The organism is Novosphingobium sp. (assembly GCF_027531025.1).
Taxonomy (GTDB): Bacteria; Pseudomonadota; Alphaproteobacteria; order Sphingomonadales; family Sphingomonadaceae; genus Novosphingobium.
Map to the genome: position 1 here is coordinate 101,562 of NZ_JAPZQX010000008.1, position 14,726 is coordinate 116,287.

The window sequence follows — 14,726 nt, forward strand, 5'->3', positions numbered from 1 at the left end:
ATCCTTTTAAAACGGGCTCAGGCGCCAGTGGCCGGCGCGGCAGGGGCGGCGGCCGGAGCGACAGCAGCAGCCGGGGTGGCGGCAGCAGCCGGAGCGGCGGCGGGAGCAGCAGCCGGGGCTTCGGGCAGACCATCGATCTTGCCACCAGCCTGGGTCATCACCCACGCGTTGTACTGGGGCCGCGGCAGGGCTTCGACCACGATCGGCATATAGCCGTGACGGGCGCCGCAGAGTTCCGAGCACTGACCGTAATAAACGCCGGGCTCCTTGATGAAGAGCACCTTCTCGTTGATGCGGCCAGGGACGGCGTCGAGCTTCGACCACAGCGAGGGCACGGCGAAGGCGTGGATCACGTCAGCCGCAGTCACCTGCAGGCGGATCGGTTCGCCAGCCGGCACGACCATACGATAGTCAGCCGCCAGCTGGTAGGGTTCGCCGCGCTTCTTGGCTTCTTCCTCGGGCAGCATGTTCGAAATGACCTCGAACCCGCCGTTGTCAGGGTAGCTGTAGGTCCAGAACCACTGGTTGCCGGTGGCCTTGATCGTCACGGCCGTGGCCGGAGCGGGCTTGTACTGCTTGGCGATCAGCGTCACCGAGGGCACCGCGATGGCAACGAGGATCAGGATCGGCACGCCGGTCCAGATCACTTCGAGCAGGGTATTGTGGCTGGTCTTCGAAGCCACCGGGTTGGCGCGCTTGTTGTAGCGAGCCACCACCCACAGCAGCAGGAACAGCACGAACAGCGAGATCACCGTGATGATCGGCATCAGGAAGGCATCGTGCATCCAGCTGCCATAGTCACCGACCGGCGAATACTGGTCCTGCAGGCCGATGCCCTTGTCGACCGGCATGCCCTTGCCCGGGGTGGGAGCCATCGGGGTGTAGCCACCCGGCGCCACCTGGAAGCGGGGATCGTTGGGATCGACCGCCGGGGCGGCCGGGGCCGGCGCTTCAGCCGAAGCGGCGACAGCCGGAGCCGCAGCCACCGGCGCGGCAGCTTCCGCGGCGGGCGCGGGTGCAGCAGCAGCCGGAGCGGCAGCGACCGGGGTTGCCGCCGGGGCAGCGAACGCCGCCTGCGGCAGGGCCAGAAGGGCCAGGGAGAGACCGAATGCCTTGATCGCTTGTCCCGCAGTGCGGGCGGTTCCTGCCAGTGTCATTGTTGCGCTGCTTTCGCTTTCCTTTGCCGGCAAGAGCAGGGCCAAGCCCTTCTCCCGCCCCCTTGGGAGTCAGATTTGCTGGGGCCTATACGCGCGCTTGCGGGGCACCTCAAGCGCCTCTAGGGGATATTTTTGACACGGCCCGCCGGGAACCCGGACCTTGGGCTGTAAGCAGTATCGAAGGAAAGCGTTTCCCATGCAGGAAGAAGAGGTTCTGGCCGAATTCCGCGCCAGCAAGGCGCTGCTCGAGGGGCATTTCCTGCTCTCGTCGGGCCGCCACAGTGCACATTACCTGCAATGTGCGCGCGTGTTGATGGACCCGATGCGGGCCTCGCGGCTCGCTGCGGCGATTGCCCAGCGAATCCCGCGCGAGCTGCGCAAGGACATTGCCAAGGTGGTTTCCCCGGCGATGGGCGGCGTGATAATCGGGCACGAAATGGGCCGCGCGCTGGGGATCGATGCGATCTTCGTCGAGCGCCCCACCGGCACTTTCGAGCTGCGGCGCGGCTTTACCATCGAGCCGGGCGAAAAGGTGCTGCTGGTCGAGGATGTGGTGACCACCGGCCTGTCCAGCCGCGAGGCGATGGACTGCGTGCGCGAAGCCGGCGGCGAAGTGATCGCGGCCGCAGCGCTGGTCGACCGGTCGGCGGGGTCCGTCGATCTGGGGGTGCCGTTCTTCCCGCTGATCGCCATCAATTTCCCAACCTATGCGCCGGACGAACTGCCGCCCGAACTGGCAGCGACTCCAGCCACAAAGCCCGGGAGCCGCGCAAAACCGTGATACCAACCCGCCTCCGACTGGGCGTGAACATCGATCACGTCGCCACCATCCGGAACGCGCGCGGCGGGGATCATCCCGATCCGGTGCGCGCAGCTGAAATCGTGGCGGCCTGTGGCGGGGATGGGATCACCGTGCACCTGCGCGAAGATCGCCGCCACATCCGCGACGAGGACCTCGCCCGGATCCAGGCGGCCACTGGCCTGCCGCTCAACCTCGAAATGGCCGCTACCGACGAGATGCTGGCGATCGCGCTGCGCCACAAGCCCCATGCCGCCTGCATCGTGCCCGAGCGGCGCGAGGAACGCACGACCGAGGGCGGCCTTGACGCTGCCGGGCAGCACAACCGCCTGGTTCCGATCGTCAGCCGCCTGCGCGATGCGGGCATCCGCGTCAGCCTGTTCATCGGCCCCGACGAGCGCCAGATCGAGGCCGCCATGCACCTCGGCGCGCCGGTCGTGGAACTGCACACCGGCGACTATGCCCATGCCGAGTGCGAGGCGCGCGCGGTGGAACTGAAGAAGCTGGCCGACATGGCCGCCCTGGCCGCCAAGAACGGGATCGAGCCGCATGCCGGCCACGGCCTGACCTATGACAATGTCCAGCCGGTCGCCGCGATCCCCCAGATCGCCGAACTCAACATCGGCCACTACCTGATCGGCGAGGCGGTCTTCGTCGGCCTCGAAGCCAGCGTGCGGCGGATGCGCGACCTGATGGACGCGGCGCGGTAAAGCCAGGGCCATGATCATCGCCATCGGTTCCGACCTGTGCAACATCGAGCGGATCCAGAATTCGCTCAATCGCTTCGGCGAGAAGTTCGAGCGCCGCGTCTTTACCGAGATCGAGCAGGCCAAGGGCAATAGCCGACCCTTCACCAAGGCCGGCACCCTGGCCAAACGCTTCGCCGCCAAGGAGGCTTTCTCAAAGGCAGTCGGCACCGGGTTCAAGCGCGGGGTCTTCATGAAGGACATCGGCGTGGTCAATGCCCGGTCCGGCGCGCCGACCCTGGCGCTGACCGGGGGTGCTGCCGAGCGCCTGGCCGCGATTACCCCGCCTGGCCACGAGGCCGTGGTTCACCTGACACTCACCGACGATCACCCATGGGCCCAGGCCTTCATCGTGATCGAGGCGCGCAAGCTGCCTGAAGCCCCCTGACGGACACGCAATGACGGATGCAATGACCCAGAACCCCGCCCCTGCTCCAGCCCCGGAAACTCCGGTCGACGCGCCCGAAAAGATCAACTGGCTGGCCGAAGTGCGCAGCCTGGCATTGATGCTGCTGGCCGTCCTGGCGTTCCACAGCGCCATCGCCAAGCCGTTCTACATCCCGTCGATCTCGATGATGCCCAACCTGCTGGTGGGCGACCGGCTGGTGGTGTCTAAGTTCCCCTATGGCTGGAACTGGTCCTCGGTCAGCTTCCACCTGCTGCCGCGCGGCACCTGGCGGCTATTCGGCGGCACGCCCGACTATGGCGATATCGTGATCGCTGTGCCGCGCAACCGCGAGGAAGACCTGATCAAGCGCGTGGTCGCCCGGCCCGGGGACCGGATCGCGGTGCGCGACGGCGAGATCATCCTCAACGGCAAGCCCGTGCCCCGCAGCATCGAGCCTTCGGTGCAACTGCCCGAAGAACAGGACCTGCTCTGCGATGGTGAGAACTGCCTGTCCGCCTTCGCCAATTACCGCGTCCGCCTGCCTTCCGGCCGGGTGGTCTATGAACTGCCGGCCTATCGCGAAACCATGCCCAACGGAGCGAGCTATGTGATCATCGATCATGTCCGCCAGTCGCTGGACAACATGGACGAGATCACCGTGCCCGCCGATCATGTCTTCTTGATGGGCGACAACCGCGACCATTCGGCCGACAGCCGCGCGGAGCTCTGGGAAAACGGCCTGGGCGGCCCGGTGCCGCTCAGCGATGTCGGCGGCCGGGCCGAATTCACCACCTTCAGCCTCAACGGCAGCGAGAGCTGGAACCCGCTGACCTGGTGGGGGGCCTTGCGCGGCGACCGTGCCGGGCGCAGCCTGCGCCCGGTCCATGTGCCGCAGGAGCAGCGCTGATATGAACGAACCGACCGGTACAAGCGGCGCAAAGCCCAGGCGCAGCCGCAAGACCGCCGCCGCGGCGCAGCCGTCGGGCCGGGCGATCGGCCCGACCGATATTACCGATCCGCTGCTGCGGCACGAAGCCAAGCGCGCGTTCGTCTGGCTGGGCATGGCGGGGCTGGTCGCCCTGGCCGTCGTGCTGGCCCAGCCACTGCTGGTGATCTTTGGCGGCATGGTCTTTGCCGCGATGATCGATGGCGGCGCCCGGCTGCTGGGCCGGGTCCTGCCGGTTGGGCGCGGCATCCGGGTCACACTGGTGCTGCTGGGCACGGTCGCCTTCCTGTGGTGGGTGGCCATGTTCGCGGGCAGCCAGATCGCGGCCCAGGCATCCGAACTGCCGGCGATCATCCAGACCCAGGCGCTCAAGTCCGCCGCCTGGCTTGAAGGCCAGGGCTTCCGGATCAACATGGACAACGTTCAGGGGCTGATCCAGCAGGCGCTGGGCGGCGTGGCCCAGCTGACCTCGGCGGTCGGCGGGGTGATCGGCGGACTGACCACCGCTTTCCTGATCGTGGTGCTGGGAATCTATTTCGCGGTCGAGCCGCAACTTTACCGGCGCGGTTTCGCCTGGATGCTGCCGCGCGGCGAGCGCGACAATTTCGACGTTACCGCCGCGCAGATGGGCAAGACCTTGCGCATGCTGATGTTCGGCCGTCTGGTCGGCATGACGGTGGAAGGCATCGGGACCTGGATCATGCTGGCGCTTTATGGCGTGCCGATGGCCGGGCTGCTTGGCCTGCTGACCGGCCTGCTGGCTTTCCTGCCCAATATCGGCGCCCCGATTTCCGGGCTGCTGATGATCATGGTCGGCTTTTCGGGCGGCTGGGAAATGGGGCTGTACTGCATCTTCGTCTACGTCGTGGTGCAAACGGTCGACGGCAATATCATCGTGCCGATGATCGCCAGGAAGACCGCCGACCTGGCCCCCGCGCTGGTGCTGGGCGCGCAGCTCATCATGGGTGCGCTGTTCGGCATCCTTGGCCTGCTGCTGGCCGATCCGCTGGTCGCCATGCTCAAGGTGGCGCTGGAACGCCAGTCGCAGCGCAACGATACCCAACCCAGCCCCGACGAACCCGCCAAGACCGGAGTGTAACCCCTCGTGGCCCGCAAGTTCCTTTATGTGATCGCCGTTCTGGTCGTCCTGTTCGTTGCCGGGCGGCTGGCACTGACCTTCTATCCCGAACCGCTGACCCGACTGGCCTTCACCCCCGGCGGGGCATTCGAGCCGCAGCCGCCGGTTGCCCCCAATGCCTATGCCGACGCGAACCGCTGGATCTCGCGGCCGGGCAAGCCCGAGGATCCGGCCCAGTGGCTGCCGGCCGGGTTCAAGGCCGAAGCCACCAAGGCCCCAGTCGCGGTGTTCTTCATCCAGCCGACCAGCTACCTCAAGAAGGCGCACTGGAATGCCCCGCTCGACGATGCTGACGCCAACCGCATCGGCACGCTGGTCGTCCGCGCCTCGGCCAGCCCGTTCAACGCGGCCGAGCAGGTCTGGGCACCGCGCTATCGCCAGGCGACTTTCGGGACCTTCATCACCGACCAGCCCGAGGCGCAAAAGGCGCTGGACCTGGCCTATGGCGATGTTGCCGCCGCCTTCGATCACTTCATCGCCAGTATACCGGCGAACCAGCCGTTCATCGTCGCCGGGCACAGCCAGGGCGGCTATCACCTGAAGCGGCTGCTGGCCGACAAGCTGAAAGGCACATCGCTCGCCACGCGGCTGGTGGCGGCCTATCCGATCGGCTGGCTGGTCGACCAGGAGCTTGACCTGCCGCAGATGGGCTTCCCGGCCTGCACCGCGCCGGAACAGACCGGCTGCGTGATTTCCTGGCTGAGCTATACCGACAGTGGCAATGCCGAACTGATGATCAAGTCCTACGAACGGTTTGCCGGAGATCGTCCTGCGGGGGCGCCGCCGGCGCGCTATCTCTGCTCCAACCCGCTGACCGGCGGCGTCGGCGGCGCGGCGCCGGCCAGCGCGAACCTGGGCACCATGGTTCCCGATGCGAAGCTGGAGAATGGCACAATGAAGGCCGCACTGGTCGGCGCGCGCTGTTCCGCCGATGGCATCCTGCGGGTCGGTGCGGGACCGGACATGGGCCCGTTCGTGCTGCCCGAGGACAATTACCACGTCTATGACGTGCCGCTCTACTGGGCCAACCTGCGCGCCGATGTGATCCGCCGGTCCGCGGCATGGCGGGCGCGCTGATCACCACCTTTGCCCCCGATTTCCGCGCCGCCCTGCCCGGCGGCGGGGCGCTGCTGGGGCTGGACCTCGGCACCCAGACGATCGGCACGGCCTTCTGCGATGCCGGCTGGCGCTTTGCCTCGCCCGGCAAGACGCTGAAGCGCGGCAAGTTCGGTGCGGACCGGCAGGCGCTGGCCGCGCTGGTGGCTGAACGCTCGGTCAGGGGCGTGGTGATCGGCCTGCCGCTCAACATGGACGGCAGCGAGGGCCCGCGCAGCCAGTCAAGCCGCGCCTATGCCCGCAATGTGGCGGAGGCGCTGGACCTGCCCGTGCTGCTGTGGGACGAACGCTGGTCCACCGCCAGCGCCGAAAGCGCCCTGATCGCCCAGGACATGAGCCGCGCCAAGCGCGCCGACCGGATTGACGCGGCAGCGGCGGCGGTGATCCTGCAGGCGGCGATCGATGCGCTGGCCGGGGGCATGGGCTAAGCCGAAATCGCCGCCCGCCGCGCTCTGGCCTCCAGCGTAACCAGACGGCTGCCCGCCCCTTCGGCCTCGCGCCACAGAGCATCGCGGGCCGCGCTGTCCGCCGCAACCGAAGCCAGCGCATCCCAGCAGGCCAGCCGCAGCCGGTCACTGGGATGCCGGCGCGCGAACCGGTGCGCAAGATCCAGCGCTTCGGCCCCGCCCAGCCCCACCGCGATCCTCAGGAAAGCCTCGCTCGGCCCCGGTGAGACAATCGCGCCGATCCGCTGCTGATCGAGGTCGAAGCGGTACTGGTCGAGCCAGCCCTGCGCCCCGCTGGTGTGCATGACGTTGAGCGAGACCGAGAGCGAATCCGCCGGGTGCTGGGCGTGGACATCGCGGTGGGCGCGATAGAGCATGAGCTTGCCGGGTTCGAGCCGGCTGCGCTCGACGAACCGCAGGCTGGGTACAGCCTCGCCGCTGGCTCCGGCCACTTCGCCATAGTCGTATTCGTAATAGTCGCTCCAGTATCCGGGGCCGAAGTAACCCACTGTGAGAAAACTGAAATTGTGATCGTGCGGCAGGCCATAGACAAACGAGGCGCCGCCCGAAGCACGGACCATGTGTTCATTGGCAGAGGGCCAGATATTGGCGCGGATGAAGAAGTTGCCGTTGGGCGGAGCCAGCATGACGACTTGCGGACCATAGGCGCTTTCCAGCACTTCTTCGCGGTGGCGGCGGGCGAGTTCCCCGATCAGCAGGTCGCCCAGGAAATCGCGATCATTGCCCAGCCGCCGCAGCCACAGCGCGGCATTGGCAAGCTGCTCCTCGTCCTCTGGATCGAAGCCCAGCCGGGCAATTCCGGCGCAGGCATCGTCCAGCCCGGCGCGCGTGCTGTCGATGCATTCGATCACGCGGGGCATGGCAGCACCCTCCCCAGTTCAGGATATTTATCAATGAGTTGATTGCGTAGCGCCAGCGCTGCTCCAGCCAGCGGATCGTCCGTCCGCCGCGCCACGGCACCGAGCGCCGCAAAGCCCAGCGCGGTATCCAGCCCCAGGCATTCGCGCAGGGCCTGCCAGCGCAGGTGGGTGCTGCCCTGCTCCTCGGCCATGGCGGCGAGCAGCGGGGCGGCATCGGTGCGGCCCATCCGGCCGAGCAGCGCCGCAGTCAGTTCAAGGCGGCTGTCGCGGGCACTGGCGGCGGCCTGATGCAGCAGTTCACCGTCACGCAAGCGGTACTCACGCGTCACTGAACCGGCACCAAGCCGACACTGAAGTTTCAGCGTGACCAGACAGCCCTCGGCCCACCGCAAAACCTGCGCCGCCGACCCGACAGAGCGGTGGCTGACCGATCCGGGTGCCAGCTCAACCGGTACAGACACCAGCCGCGCCCGCCCGCCGTCGAACCCGTCAAGGCGCACCACCTCGCCCCAGCCATGCCCCGCCAGCACATGATCCCAGGCAGCCACCGGGGGGAAGCTGACCGAGACCGGTTCGGGCCGCCGCGCCAGGGCCACCCCGTCGATCGCCTGGAGCGCCAGCGTCGCCCCGCCCGCCCGGGCGAGCAGCAGGGTGGTAACGCTGCCATCGCTGTGATGGCGGAACGGCACCTGCCCCAGCGGCTGAGCGGCCAGTTCCGCCAGCAGCCAGCCGGTCACCTCGTCCACCACGGTCCGGGCCGCGGAATCACCGGCGGTGAACAGCGCGGCGAGCAGCGGCAGGTCGTCCAGCTCCGCCCCGCGGGCGAGCGCGGTCAGCGCGGCCAGCTCCGGTCTGATCAGCATGGCTGGCGCGGCCCGATCAGGGCACCAGCACTTCGTAGATGAAGACCATGATGATCACGACCGAATCGTCGGACCCGGCGGCCTGAAGCGGATTGGCGAGGCTGCCGAACACACCGGTCAGCGTATCGAGATCGGGCAATGCGGAAACATCGATCTTGGGCAGGTTCATGACTTTCCCCTGGGTTGACGCAAGGCCCATTGCGCCCTGCCCGCCCAGCTTCGCCGCCACGCGCCTTGCTGCCGAATTAAAAGATTGTAATCGCCGCCGCCGCCGCGCAGGAAAATCGCCATGTCCAACCCGCCCAGCCCCAGCCCACCCACGCATGTCCTGCCTCCCGGCACCCGGTTCGATCCGAGCCTGGCCTCGCGCATGATGACCCGCCATGGTCACGGCGGCTGGCTGGGGCTGACCTATCACGCGCACGGCGAGGACTGGGTGGAGCTGTCCCTGCCCTGGCGCGAGGAGCTGGTGGGCATCGATGGCGCGGGCGTGCTGGCATCCGGCCCGATCATCAGCCTGATGGACAATGCCACCTCGATGAGCGTGTGGACCAGGTCGGGCAAGTTCGTGCCCCATGCCACGCTGGACCTGCGGGTGGACTACATGCGCGCGGCCAGGCCCGGCAACACGGTGATCGGGCGCGGCGAATGCTACAAGCTGACGCGAACGATCTCGTTCATCCGCGGGATCGCCCACGATGGCGATCCGGCCGATCCGGTGGCCCATGTGATCGGCACCTTTATGGCCACCCACGGACCTTACCGGTGAGCGCGCAGCAGACCCTTCCCCCCTATGCCGAGGCGCTGGGCATCGTCATCGACCATGACGAGGCGGGGGAGCCGGTGCTGCGGGTCGAATTCTCTACCCGCGTCCAGGGCCGACCGGGCTTCCTTCACGGCGGGGCCATGTCGGGCCTGATGGAAATGGCCGCCTTCGCCGCGCTGCGCGCCGAGCTAGCCGCCCGGGGCGAAGCGTCCATGCAGCTGAAGCCGGTCAACATCCAGGTCGAATTCATGCGCGGCGGCACCGAACAGGTCACCTATGCCAAGGGCACGGTCACCCGCGCCGGGCGCCGGGTGGCGCTGGTCAATGCGGAAGCCTGGCAGGACGACCGAACCAAGCCGATCGCCCTGGCCCAGATCAAGGTGCTGCTGATCCCCGCCGAATGATCACGGTGACGCCGGCCTGATCCGGCGCGGCCGATCCAGCCCCCAGCAGCTCGCGCGCGGCGTCGGCGCGGGCGCGGTTGAGCACGGCAGCAGGGACATCCGGATCGTGCAGCACCAGATCGGCACTGCCCAGCCAGCGCGCCTCGCGCAGGGTCAGGTCATCGGGATCGGCCGAACGCAAGACAATTTCGAAGCTTCCGCGCACCCCGTCATCGGCCCCGGCCAGCCAGCCCGCCACGTCGGTCGAACCGCCCAGCGGATCGAGCGGGCCACCCTGCGCCAGCGCGGCATCGAGCGCGCGTCGGCGGTCCCCGCCAGCGGGCCAGCGGGCCTTCATCGCCCCGCGCGTCGCGCCCAGTCCTTCGGCCAGTGCGCCCAGCGTGGCGGGAAGCAGGCCTTCGAGCCGCAGCCGCAGCGCCTTGGCAAGGCCCGCCGAAACCCCGCCGGTCGATACCGCGACCAGCACCGGCCCGCGTTCGAGCAGGCTGGGGGTAGTGAAATCGCAGAGCTCGGGCCGGTCAACCACGTTGACCAGCAGCCCGCGCGCCTTGAGCGCGGCGGCCACGTCCTCCGGTTCGTCCAGCGCGACGAAGGCCAGCCGCGCTGTGGGATCGTCCATGCCGACGATCCGCGCCCCAGCGCGTTCGAGCAGACGGCTCTTCGCTTCGGCCGCCTCGCCCTCACCCACCACGATCACCGGCTGGCCAGCAAGGCGATGGAAGAGCGGCAGCGAATGCATGGTCAGTCCAGCCAGGCCGGCACCCGCTCGGCCGCCGTGATCGCTTCGGGCAGGATCCGGTCGGCCACCACGGCAAACTGGTCACCATCCACCATCACTTCGGCCACGAAGCCGCGGCTGTTGTAGGAGCTGGCCATGGTCGCGCCATAGGCCCCGGCAGTCCGGAACACCGCCAGGTCCCCGGCAACCAGTGCGTCGATTTCCCGATCCATGGCAAAGGTATCGCCGGTTTCGCAGATTGGGCCGACGATATGCGCGGTCATCTTCTGACCGGTCGGGCGCACCGCCTCGAAATCGTGCCAGGCGCCATACATTGCTGGGCGGGCGAGGTCGTTCATCGCCGCATCGACAATCACGAAGGGGGTATTGTTGGAGCTACGCTTCACGCGGATCGCGCGGGTCAGCAGCACGCCGGCATTGCCGACGATCACCCGGCCGGGTTCGAACATCAGCGTCACGTCCCAATTGCCGCAGACGCGGGCCACCATCGCGCCATATTCGGCCGGGGTCGGGAATACCTCGCCCGCCTTGTACGGCACGCCCAGCCCGCCGCCGAGATCGGCATGAGTCACGGTCTGGCCATTGGCGCGCAGTTCCGCGATCAGCGCGCCCAGCTTGACGAAGGCATCTTCCAGCGGCTGGAGCTGCTGCAACTGGCTGCCGATGTGGACGGCCACCCCGCGCATGTCGAGGCCGGGCAGCGCGGCAAGGCGGGCATAGATCCCGGCGGCGCGATCGATCGGCACGCCGAACTTGTTCTCGGCCTTGCCGGTGGAGATCTTCTCGTGCGTGCGGGCATCGACATCGGGATTGACCCGCAGGGCGCAGGCGGCGCGTTGCCTGCGCGCGGCGGCCACGGCGGCAAGCTCGACGCCTTCTTCCTCGCTCTCGATATTGAACTGGCCGATCCCGGCATCGAGGCCGAGGATCATCTCGCGCTCAAGCTTGCCGACACCGGAAAAGACGATGTCCTGCCCCGGCATCCCGGCGGCCAGCGCGCGGGCCAGTTCCCCACCCGAAACCACATCGGCGCCCAGCCCCTGGCGCTGCATCACCCGCAGCACGGCCAGGTTGGGATTGGCCTTGATCGCAAAGGCCACGTGCTTCTTCGGCAGGGCGGCCAGTCCATCGACGAAGACCTGGGCATGGCGCTCCAGCGTAGCGCGCGAATAGACATAGACCGGCGTGCCGACTTCCGCGGCAATCCGGCTCAGAGGAACCTGTTCGGCGTGCAGTTCGCCGTTGATGATCTGAAAATGGTCCATGAAAACTTACTCGTCGGAAGGGGGCAGGTCGAACGGATCGTCAGTGCGTTCTTCCGATTTTCGCCGCAGTTCGACGCTGCGTTCCGGAGCCGCCTGGAGCCCGGGTTTCAGCAGTTCCTCGGCCTTGGGCCGATCCTCGCGGCCATGGGGGGCCACGGGCAGCTCCTTGCCCGCCGCTGGCTTGAGGTCCGAGCGCTGGCCGCAGGCGCCCAGCGCCAGCAGGAACACAGCGGGAAGGACCAGACCACGCATTGCCATTACTCCAGCCCCAGCGCGCCGCGCGCTTCGGCCACGCGGAGCCTTACCTGCTCCGGCGCGGTTCCGCCATAGCTGGCACGCGAGGCGACCGAGGCATCGACCGACAGTGCGGCGAAGACCCGCTCGTCAATCCGCGCATCGATGGCTTGAAGGTCCGCCAGCGGCAGGGCATCCAGCGCCACGCCCCGGCTTTCGGCCAGCTTTACCGCCGCCCCGGTGATGTGATGCGCCTCGCGGAAGGGGATGCCCGCCTGGCGCACCAGCCAGTCGGCGAGGTCGGTCGCGGTGGCATAGCCCAGTTCGGCCGCCGCACGCATCCGCTGGGTGCGGAAGGTGGCGCCCGCCACCATGCCTTCCATCGCGGCCAGGCACAGGGTGAGCAGCCCGGCGGCTTCGAAGACCGGAGGCTTGTCGTCCTGCATGTCCTTCGAATAGGCCAGCGGCAGGCCCTTCATCGTGATCATCAGGCTGGTCAGGCTGCCCACGATCCGCCCGGCATGGCCGCGCACCAGTTCGGCCGCATCGGGGTTCTTCTTCTGCGGCATGATCGAGCTGCCGGTGGACAGCGCATCAGGCAGGGTCACGAAGCCGAAGGGCTGGCTGGCCCAGATGATGAATTCTTCCGCCAGCCGCGACAGGTGCAGCGCGATCTGGGCGGCGGCCATCAGGTAATCGAGCGCGAAATCGCGGTCCGATACGGCGTCCAGGCTGTTGCGGGTCGGCTCGGCAAAGCCCAGCGCGTGGGCCGTGGCCTGCCGGTCGATCGGGAAACCGGTCCCGGCCAGGGCGGCAGAGCCCAGCGGGCACTGGTTCAGCCGGGCGCGGGCATCGGCGAGGCGCGACCGATCGCGCGCGGCCATCTCGAAATAGGCCAGCAGGTGATGCCCCAGCGTGACCGGCTGCGCGGTCTGCAAATGGGTGAAGCCGGGCATGATGCTGTCGGCATGTTCGCCCGCGCGGGTGACCAGCGCGACCTGCAGCGCCTCTAGCCCCGCGTCCGCCTGATCGATCGCATCGCGCACCCACAGGCGGAAATCGGTCGCCACCTGGTCATTACGGCTGCGCGCGGTGTGCAGCCGTCCCGCCGCCGGGCCGATCAGTTCGGCCAGCCGGCTTTCAGTGGTCATGTGGATGTCTTCAAGGTCCCAGTTCTCGGGGACGCCATGGGCCTCGTATTCGGCAGCGACCTGGTCGAGCCCCGCTGCAATCGCGGCGGCATCCTCGGCGCTGACGATGCCCTGTGCGCCCAGCATCGCGACATGAGCCTTTGACGCGGCGATATCTTGCCGCCACAGCGCCTTGTCGAAGGGGATCGAGGCATTTATCTCGCGCATGATTGCCGACGGCCCTTCCGCGAACCGTCCGCCCCACATGGTATTGGAGCCGCTCTTGCTGTTTTCCCGCTCGCTCACGCTCGCCGTCCTTGGCTGTGCCCTGCTGGTCGGGGGGTGCGATAGGGAAACCACGGCGGATAAGCAACCGGCGGCGGGGACCGAAGCGGCGCAGGCCGCGGGCGGCGAGCTGACCGGGACAATCGACCGCAGCCGCAAGGGCAGCGAACTGCCCGAATTCACGCTGCGCGACGCGGCGGGGAACAAGGTCGAGCTGTCCAGCTTGAAGGGCAAGCCGCTGCTGATCAACCTCTGGGCCACCTGGTGCGCCCCCTGCGTGGCCGAACTGCCGATGCTGAACCAGCTGGCCAAGGAGCGCGAAGGGCAGATGAAGGTCCTGACCATCTCGCAGGACCTTCCCCCGGCGGACAAGGTCGCCCAGTTCCTGAAGGCGCGCGGGGCTGATCGGCTGGAACCCTGGCTCGACCTCGATGGCGAGCTGACCGTGCAGTACAAGCTGACCGTCCTGCCAACGACGATCTACTACGATTCCCAGGGGCGCGAGGTCTGGCGCTTTGTCGGCGGGCACGACTGGACCAATGCCGAAACGAAGGCAATGCTGGCTGAGGGGAAATAGCCCGTCGCCGCCACCTGGGGTTTGGTCACCGCCGTATCGGCGAGGCCGTCCTGCGCGCGCTTGGCTATGAACGGATCGGCGATCGCGGCCATGGGGGCCCTACCCCGCAAAACCGTTATCCAGCGGCTCCTCGAATGCAGTCGAACGGCCCCGATCTAGCCCGCGCTGACCCAACCGACCAGAGGTGAACAGGGGCGAATTTTGGACGAACAAATTGCGCAAGAACATGGCGGATTTCTGGGGTTTTCACAACCGCAGACGCACAACGTCGGTCTGAAAAATGGTGCCCAGAAGAGGACTCGAACCTCCACGCCGTTTCCAGCGCCGCCACCTGAAGACGGTGCGTCTACCAATTCCGCCATCTGGGCACGGATGGCAGCGGGCCAAGACGCCTGCTGCCGGGTAGGAGCGCGCCACTAGCGGTGGTGAGGGTGTCTGTCAACGCATAGGTTGGGCTTGATGTGAAAAGCCACCCGCATGGGTAACACGAGTGGCTGCCAGCCACGCCTGACGGACCCATGGCGCCTATTTGGCGGGGGTGAGCGGGGTGAGCGGATCGATCCCGTCCCACTGGTCCAGGGCCTTGCGATCGGCACCCCTGGCAAGCTCGCTGGCGGCGACATCCTCGGCGCGCTGGCCTACTGGCTGGTCTACATCCGGCAGGCCTGGCGGTGCGGATAAGGCTAGCCAAGCATCACCTTCACCGCTAGGCAGCGCCCCTTGCTGCACTTGCGAAGGGATGGATTGATGCGGACAGTGGCGGTGATCGGCGCAGGCCAGATGGGATCGGGCATTGCCCAGACCGTGGCCCAGTTCGGCATGAAGGTGCTGCTGTCTGATGTTGAC

General features: G+C 67.7%; 20 protein-coding genes and 1 tRNA gene. 12 read left to right on the plus strand and 9 right to left on the minus strand.

Annotated features, from left to right (window positions below):
- Positions 1–17: 17 nt before the first annotated feature.
- Complete coding sequence (gene coxB, locus O9281_RS12615; protein WP_298186418.1) at positions 18–1,157, minus strand: cytochrome c oxidase subunit II; 1,140 nt, start codon at positions 1,155–1,157, stop codon at positions 18–20.
- Positions 1,158–1,353: 196 nt separating this feature from the next.
- Between coxB and pyrE the strand changes: the two genes are divergently transcribed.
- The 7 genes from pyrE to ruvX are packed head-to-tail and all read left to right on the plus strand — an operon-like array spanning position 1,354 to position 6,718.
- Positions 1,354–1,938 (plus strand): orotate phosphoribosyltransferase, encoded by a 585-nt coding sequence (pyrE, locus tag O9281_RS12620; RefSeq protein ID WP_298186420.1) that lies wholly within the window; start codon positions 1,354–1,356, stop codon positions 1,936–1,938.
- Positions 1,935–2,666, plus strand: a complete 732-nt coding sequence (locus tag O9281_RS12625; RefSeq protein WP_298186422.1) for a pyridoxine 5'-phosphate synthase — start codon at positions 1,935–1,937, stop codon at positions 2,664–2,666. The genes pyrE and O9281_RS12625 overlap by 4 nt, the downstream gene beginning before the upstream one ends.
- A 10-nt stretch (positions 2,667–2,676) precedes the next feature.
- Complete coding sequence (gene acpS, locus O9281_RS12630) at positions 2,677–3,090, plus strand: holo-ACP synthase (protein WP_298186424.1); 414 nt, start codon at positions 2,677–2,679, stop codon at positions 3,088–3,090.
- 22 nt (positions 3,091–3,112) lie between these two features.
- Complete coding sequence (gene lepB / locus O9281_RS12635) at positions 3,113–3,997, plus strand: signal peptidase I (protein ID WP_298186426.1); 885 nt, start codon at positions 3,113–3,115, stop codon at positions 3,995–3,997.
- Between the two features lies 1 nt (position 3,998).
- Positions 3,999–5,135 (plus strand): AI-2E family transporter, encoded by a 1,137-nt coding sequence (locus tag O9281_RS12640; RefSeq protein ID WP_298186428.1) that lies wholly within the window; start codon positions 3,999–4,001, stop codon positions 5,133–5,135.
- A 6-nt stretch (positions 5,136–5,141) separates the two neighbouring features.
- Complete coding sequence (locus tag O9281_RS12645) at positions 5,142–6,251, plus strand: DUF3089 domain-containing protein (protein WP_298186430.1); 1,110 nt, start codon at positions 5,142–5,144, stop codon at positions 6,249–6,251.
- Entirely contained in the window at positions 6,236–6,718 is a 483-nt protein-coding gene (ruvX, locus tag O9281_RS12650; RefSeq protein WP_298186433.1) for a Holliday junction resolvase RuvX, read from the plus strand. Before O9281_RS12645 ends, ruvX begins: the two co-directional genes overlap by 16 nt.
- On the opposite strand, the gene O9281_RS12655 is transcribed toward ruvX, so the two are convergent.
- The 3 genes from O9281_RS12655 to O9281_RS12665 are packed head-to-tail and all read right to left on the minus strand — an operon-like array spanning position 6,715 to position 8,649.
- A complete protein-coding gene (locus O9281_RS12655; protein ID WP_298186436.1) occupies positions 6,715–7,617 on the minus strand; it encodes a transposase in 903 nt (300 codons plus the stop codon). The two genes, ruvX and O9281_RS12655, sit on opposite strands and share 4 nt — an antisense overlap.
- Positions 7,605–8,480 (minus strand): hypothetical protein, encoded by an 876-nt coding sequence (locus tag O9281_RS12660; protein WP_298186438.1) that lies wholly within the window; start codon positions 8,478–8,480, stop codon positions 7,605–7,607. Before O9281_RS12660 ends, O9281_RS12655 begins: the two co-directional genes overlap by 13 nt.
- A gap of 16 nt (positions 8,481–8,496) precedes the next feature.
- Entirely contained in the window at positions 8,497–8,649 is a 153-nt protein-coding gene (locus tag O9281_RS12665; RefSeq protein WP_298186440.1) for a hypothetical protein, read from the minus strand.
- 120 nt (positions 8,650–8,769) lie between these two features.
- Between O9281_RS12665 and O9281_RS12670 the strand changes: the two genes are divergently transcribed.
- Positions 8,770–9,249, plus strand: coding sequence for a PaaI family thioesterase (locus O9281_RS12670; RefSeq protein WP_298186442.1), 480 nt, complete (start codon positions 8,770–8,772; stop codon positions 9,247–9,249).
- Positions 9,246–9,650, plus strand: coding sequence for a PaaI family thioesterase (locus O9281_RS12675; RefSeq protein WP_298186445.1), 405 nt, complete (start codon positions 9,246–9,248; stop codon positions 9,648–9,650). The genes O9281_RS12670 and O9281_RS12675 overlap by 4 nt, the downstream gene beginning before the upstream one ends.
- Here the strand turns inward: O9281_RS12675 and O9281_RS12680 are convergent.
- The 4 genes from O9281_RS12680 to argH are packed head-to-tail and all read right to left on the minus strand — an operon-like array spanning position 9,622 to position 13,285.
- The gene (locus O9281_RS12680) at positions 9,622–10,389 is read right to left on the minus strand and encodes an NAD(P)-dependent oxidoreductase (protein ID WP_298186450.1); all 768 of its coding nucleotides are present in this window, start codon (positions 10,387–10,389) and stop codon (positions 9,622–9,624) included. The two genes, O9281_RS12675 and O9281_RS12680, sit on opposite strands and share 29 nt — an antisense overlap.
- Positions 10,390–10,391: 2 nt before the next feature.
- Complete coding sequence (gene lysA / locus O9281_RS12685) at positions 10,392–11,654, minus strand: diaminopimelate decarboxylase (protein ID WP_298186452.1); 1,263 nt, start codon at positions 11,652–11,654, stop codon at positions 10,392–10,394.
- 6 nt (positions 11,655–11,660) lie between these two features.
- Positions 11,661–11,906 (minus strand): hypothetical protein, encoded by a 246-nt coding sequence (locus O9281_RS12690; protein WP_298186454.1) that lies wholly within the window; start codon positions 11,904–11,906, stop codon positions 11,661–11,663.
- Positions 11,907–11,911: 5 nt separating this feature from the next.
- Positions 11,912–13,285 carry an argininosuccinate lyase gene (argH, locus tag O9281_RS12695; RefSeq protein ID WP_298186468.1) on the minus strand — a complete coding sequence of 458 codons (1,374 nt, stop codon included), beginning with the start codon at positions 13,283–13,285 and terminating at the stop codon, positions 11,912–11,914.
- Here argH and O9281_RS12700 point away from each other — a divergent pair.
- Positions 13,284–13,880 (plus strand): TlpA disulfide reductase family protein, encoded by a 597-nt coding sequence (locus O9281_RS12700; protein ID WP_298186456.1) that lies wholly within the window; start codon positions 13,284–13,286, stop codon positions 13,878–13,880. The two genes, argH and O9281_RS12700, sit on opposite strands and share 2 nt — an antisense overlap.
- Before the next feature lie 281 nt (positions 13,881–14,161).
- Here O9281_RS12700 and O9281_RS12705 read toward each other — a convergent pair.
- Positions 14,162–14,248 (minus strand) — tRNA-Leu (locus O9281_RS12705).
- Positions 14,249–14,357: 109 nt separating this feature from the next.
- Here O9281_RS12705 and O9281_RS12710 point away from each other — a divergent pair.
- Together O9281_RS12710 and O9281_RS12715 are read left to right on the plus strand one after the other, a co-directional pair.
- The gene (locus O9281_RS12710) at positions 14,358–14,561 is read left to right on the plus strand and encodes a hypothetical protein (RefSeq protein ID WP_298186458.1); all 204 of its coding nucleotides are present in this window, start codon (positions 14,358–14,360) and stop codon (positions 14,559–14,561) included.
- Positions 14,562–14,627: 66 nt separating this feature from the next.
- On the plus strand, positions 14,628–14,726 hold a 99-nt coding region (locus tag O9281_RS12715; protein ID WP_298186127.1), incomplete at its 3' end, for a 3-hydroxyacyl-CoA dehydrogenase NAD-binding domain-containing protein.

Excerpts from the sequence above, each read along its gene's own strand:
- O9281_RS12680 (WP_298186450.1), bottom strand. The coding sequence starts at position 10,389 with ATGCATTCGCTGCCGCTCTTCCATCGCCTTGCTGGCCAGCCGGTGATC.
- O9281_RS12665 (WP_298186440.1), bottom strand. The coding sequence starts at position 8,649 with ATGAACCTGCCCAAGATCGATGTTTCCGCATTGCCCGATCTCGATACG.
- coxB (WP_298186418.1), bottom strand. The coding sequence starts at position 1,157 with ATGACACTGGCAGGAACCGCCCGCACTGCGGGACAAGCGATCAAGGCA.
- O9281_RS12640 (WP_298186428.1), top strand. The coding sequence starts at position 3,999 with ATGAACGAACCGACCGGTACAAGCGGCGCAAAGCCCAGGCGCAGCCGC.
- O9281_RS12700 (WP_298186456.1), top strand. The coding sequence starts at position 13,284 with ATGGTATTGGAGCCGCTCTTGCTGTTTTCCCGCTCGCTCACGCTCGCC.
- O9281_RS12670 (WP_298186442.1), top strand. The coding sequence starts at position 8,770 with ATGTCCAACCCGCCCAGCCCCAGCCCACCCACGCATGTCCTGCCTCCC.
- argH (WP_298186468.1), bottom strand. The coding sequence starts at position 13,285 with ATGTGGGGCGGACGGTTCGCGGAAGGGCCGTCGGCAATCATGCGCGAG.
- O9281_RS12655 (WP_298186436.1), bottom strand. The coding sequence starts at position 7,617 with ATGCCCCGCGTGATCGAATGCATCGACAGCACGCGCGCCGGGCTGGAC.
- O9281_RS12690 (WP_298186454.1), bottom strand. The coding sequence starts at position 11,906 with ATGCGTGGTCTGGTCCTTCCCGCTGTGTTCCTGCTGGCGCTGGGCGCC.
- O9281_RS12660 (WP_298186438.1), bottom strand. The coding sequence starts at position 8,480 with ATGCTGATCAGACCGGAGCTGGCCGCGCTGACCGCGCTCGCCCGCGGG.
- lepB (WP_298186426.1), top strand. The coding sequence starts at position 3,113 with ATGACCCAGAACCCCGCCCCTGCTCCAGCCCCGGAAACTCCGGTCGAC.
- O9281_RS12710 (WP_298186458.1), top strand. The coding sequence starts at position 14,358 with ATGGGTAACACGAGTGGCTGCCAGCCACGCCTGACGGACCCATGGCGC.
- lysA (WP_298186452.1), bottom strand. The coding sequence starts at position 11,654 with ATGGACCATTTTCAGATCATCAACGGCGAACTGCACGCCGAACAGGTT.
- acpS (WP_298186424.1), top strand. The coding sequence starts at position 2,677 with ATGATCATCGCCATCGGTTCCGACCTGTGCAACATCGAGCGGATCCAG.
- ruvX (WP_298186433.1), top strand. The coding sequence starts at position 6,236 with ATGGCGGGCGCGCTGATCACCACCTTTGCCCCCGATTTCCGCGCCGCC.
- pyrE (WP_298186420.1), top strand. The coding sequence starts at position 1,354 with ATGCAGGAAGAAGAGGTTCTGGCCGAATTCCGCGCCAGCAAGGCGCTG.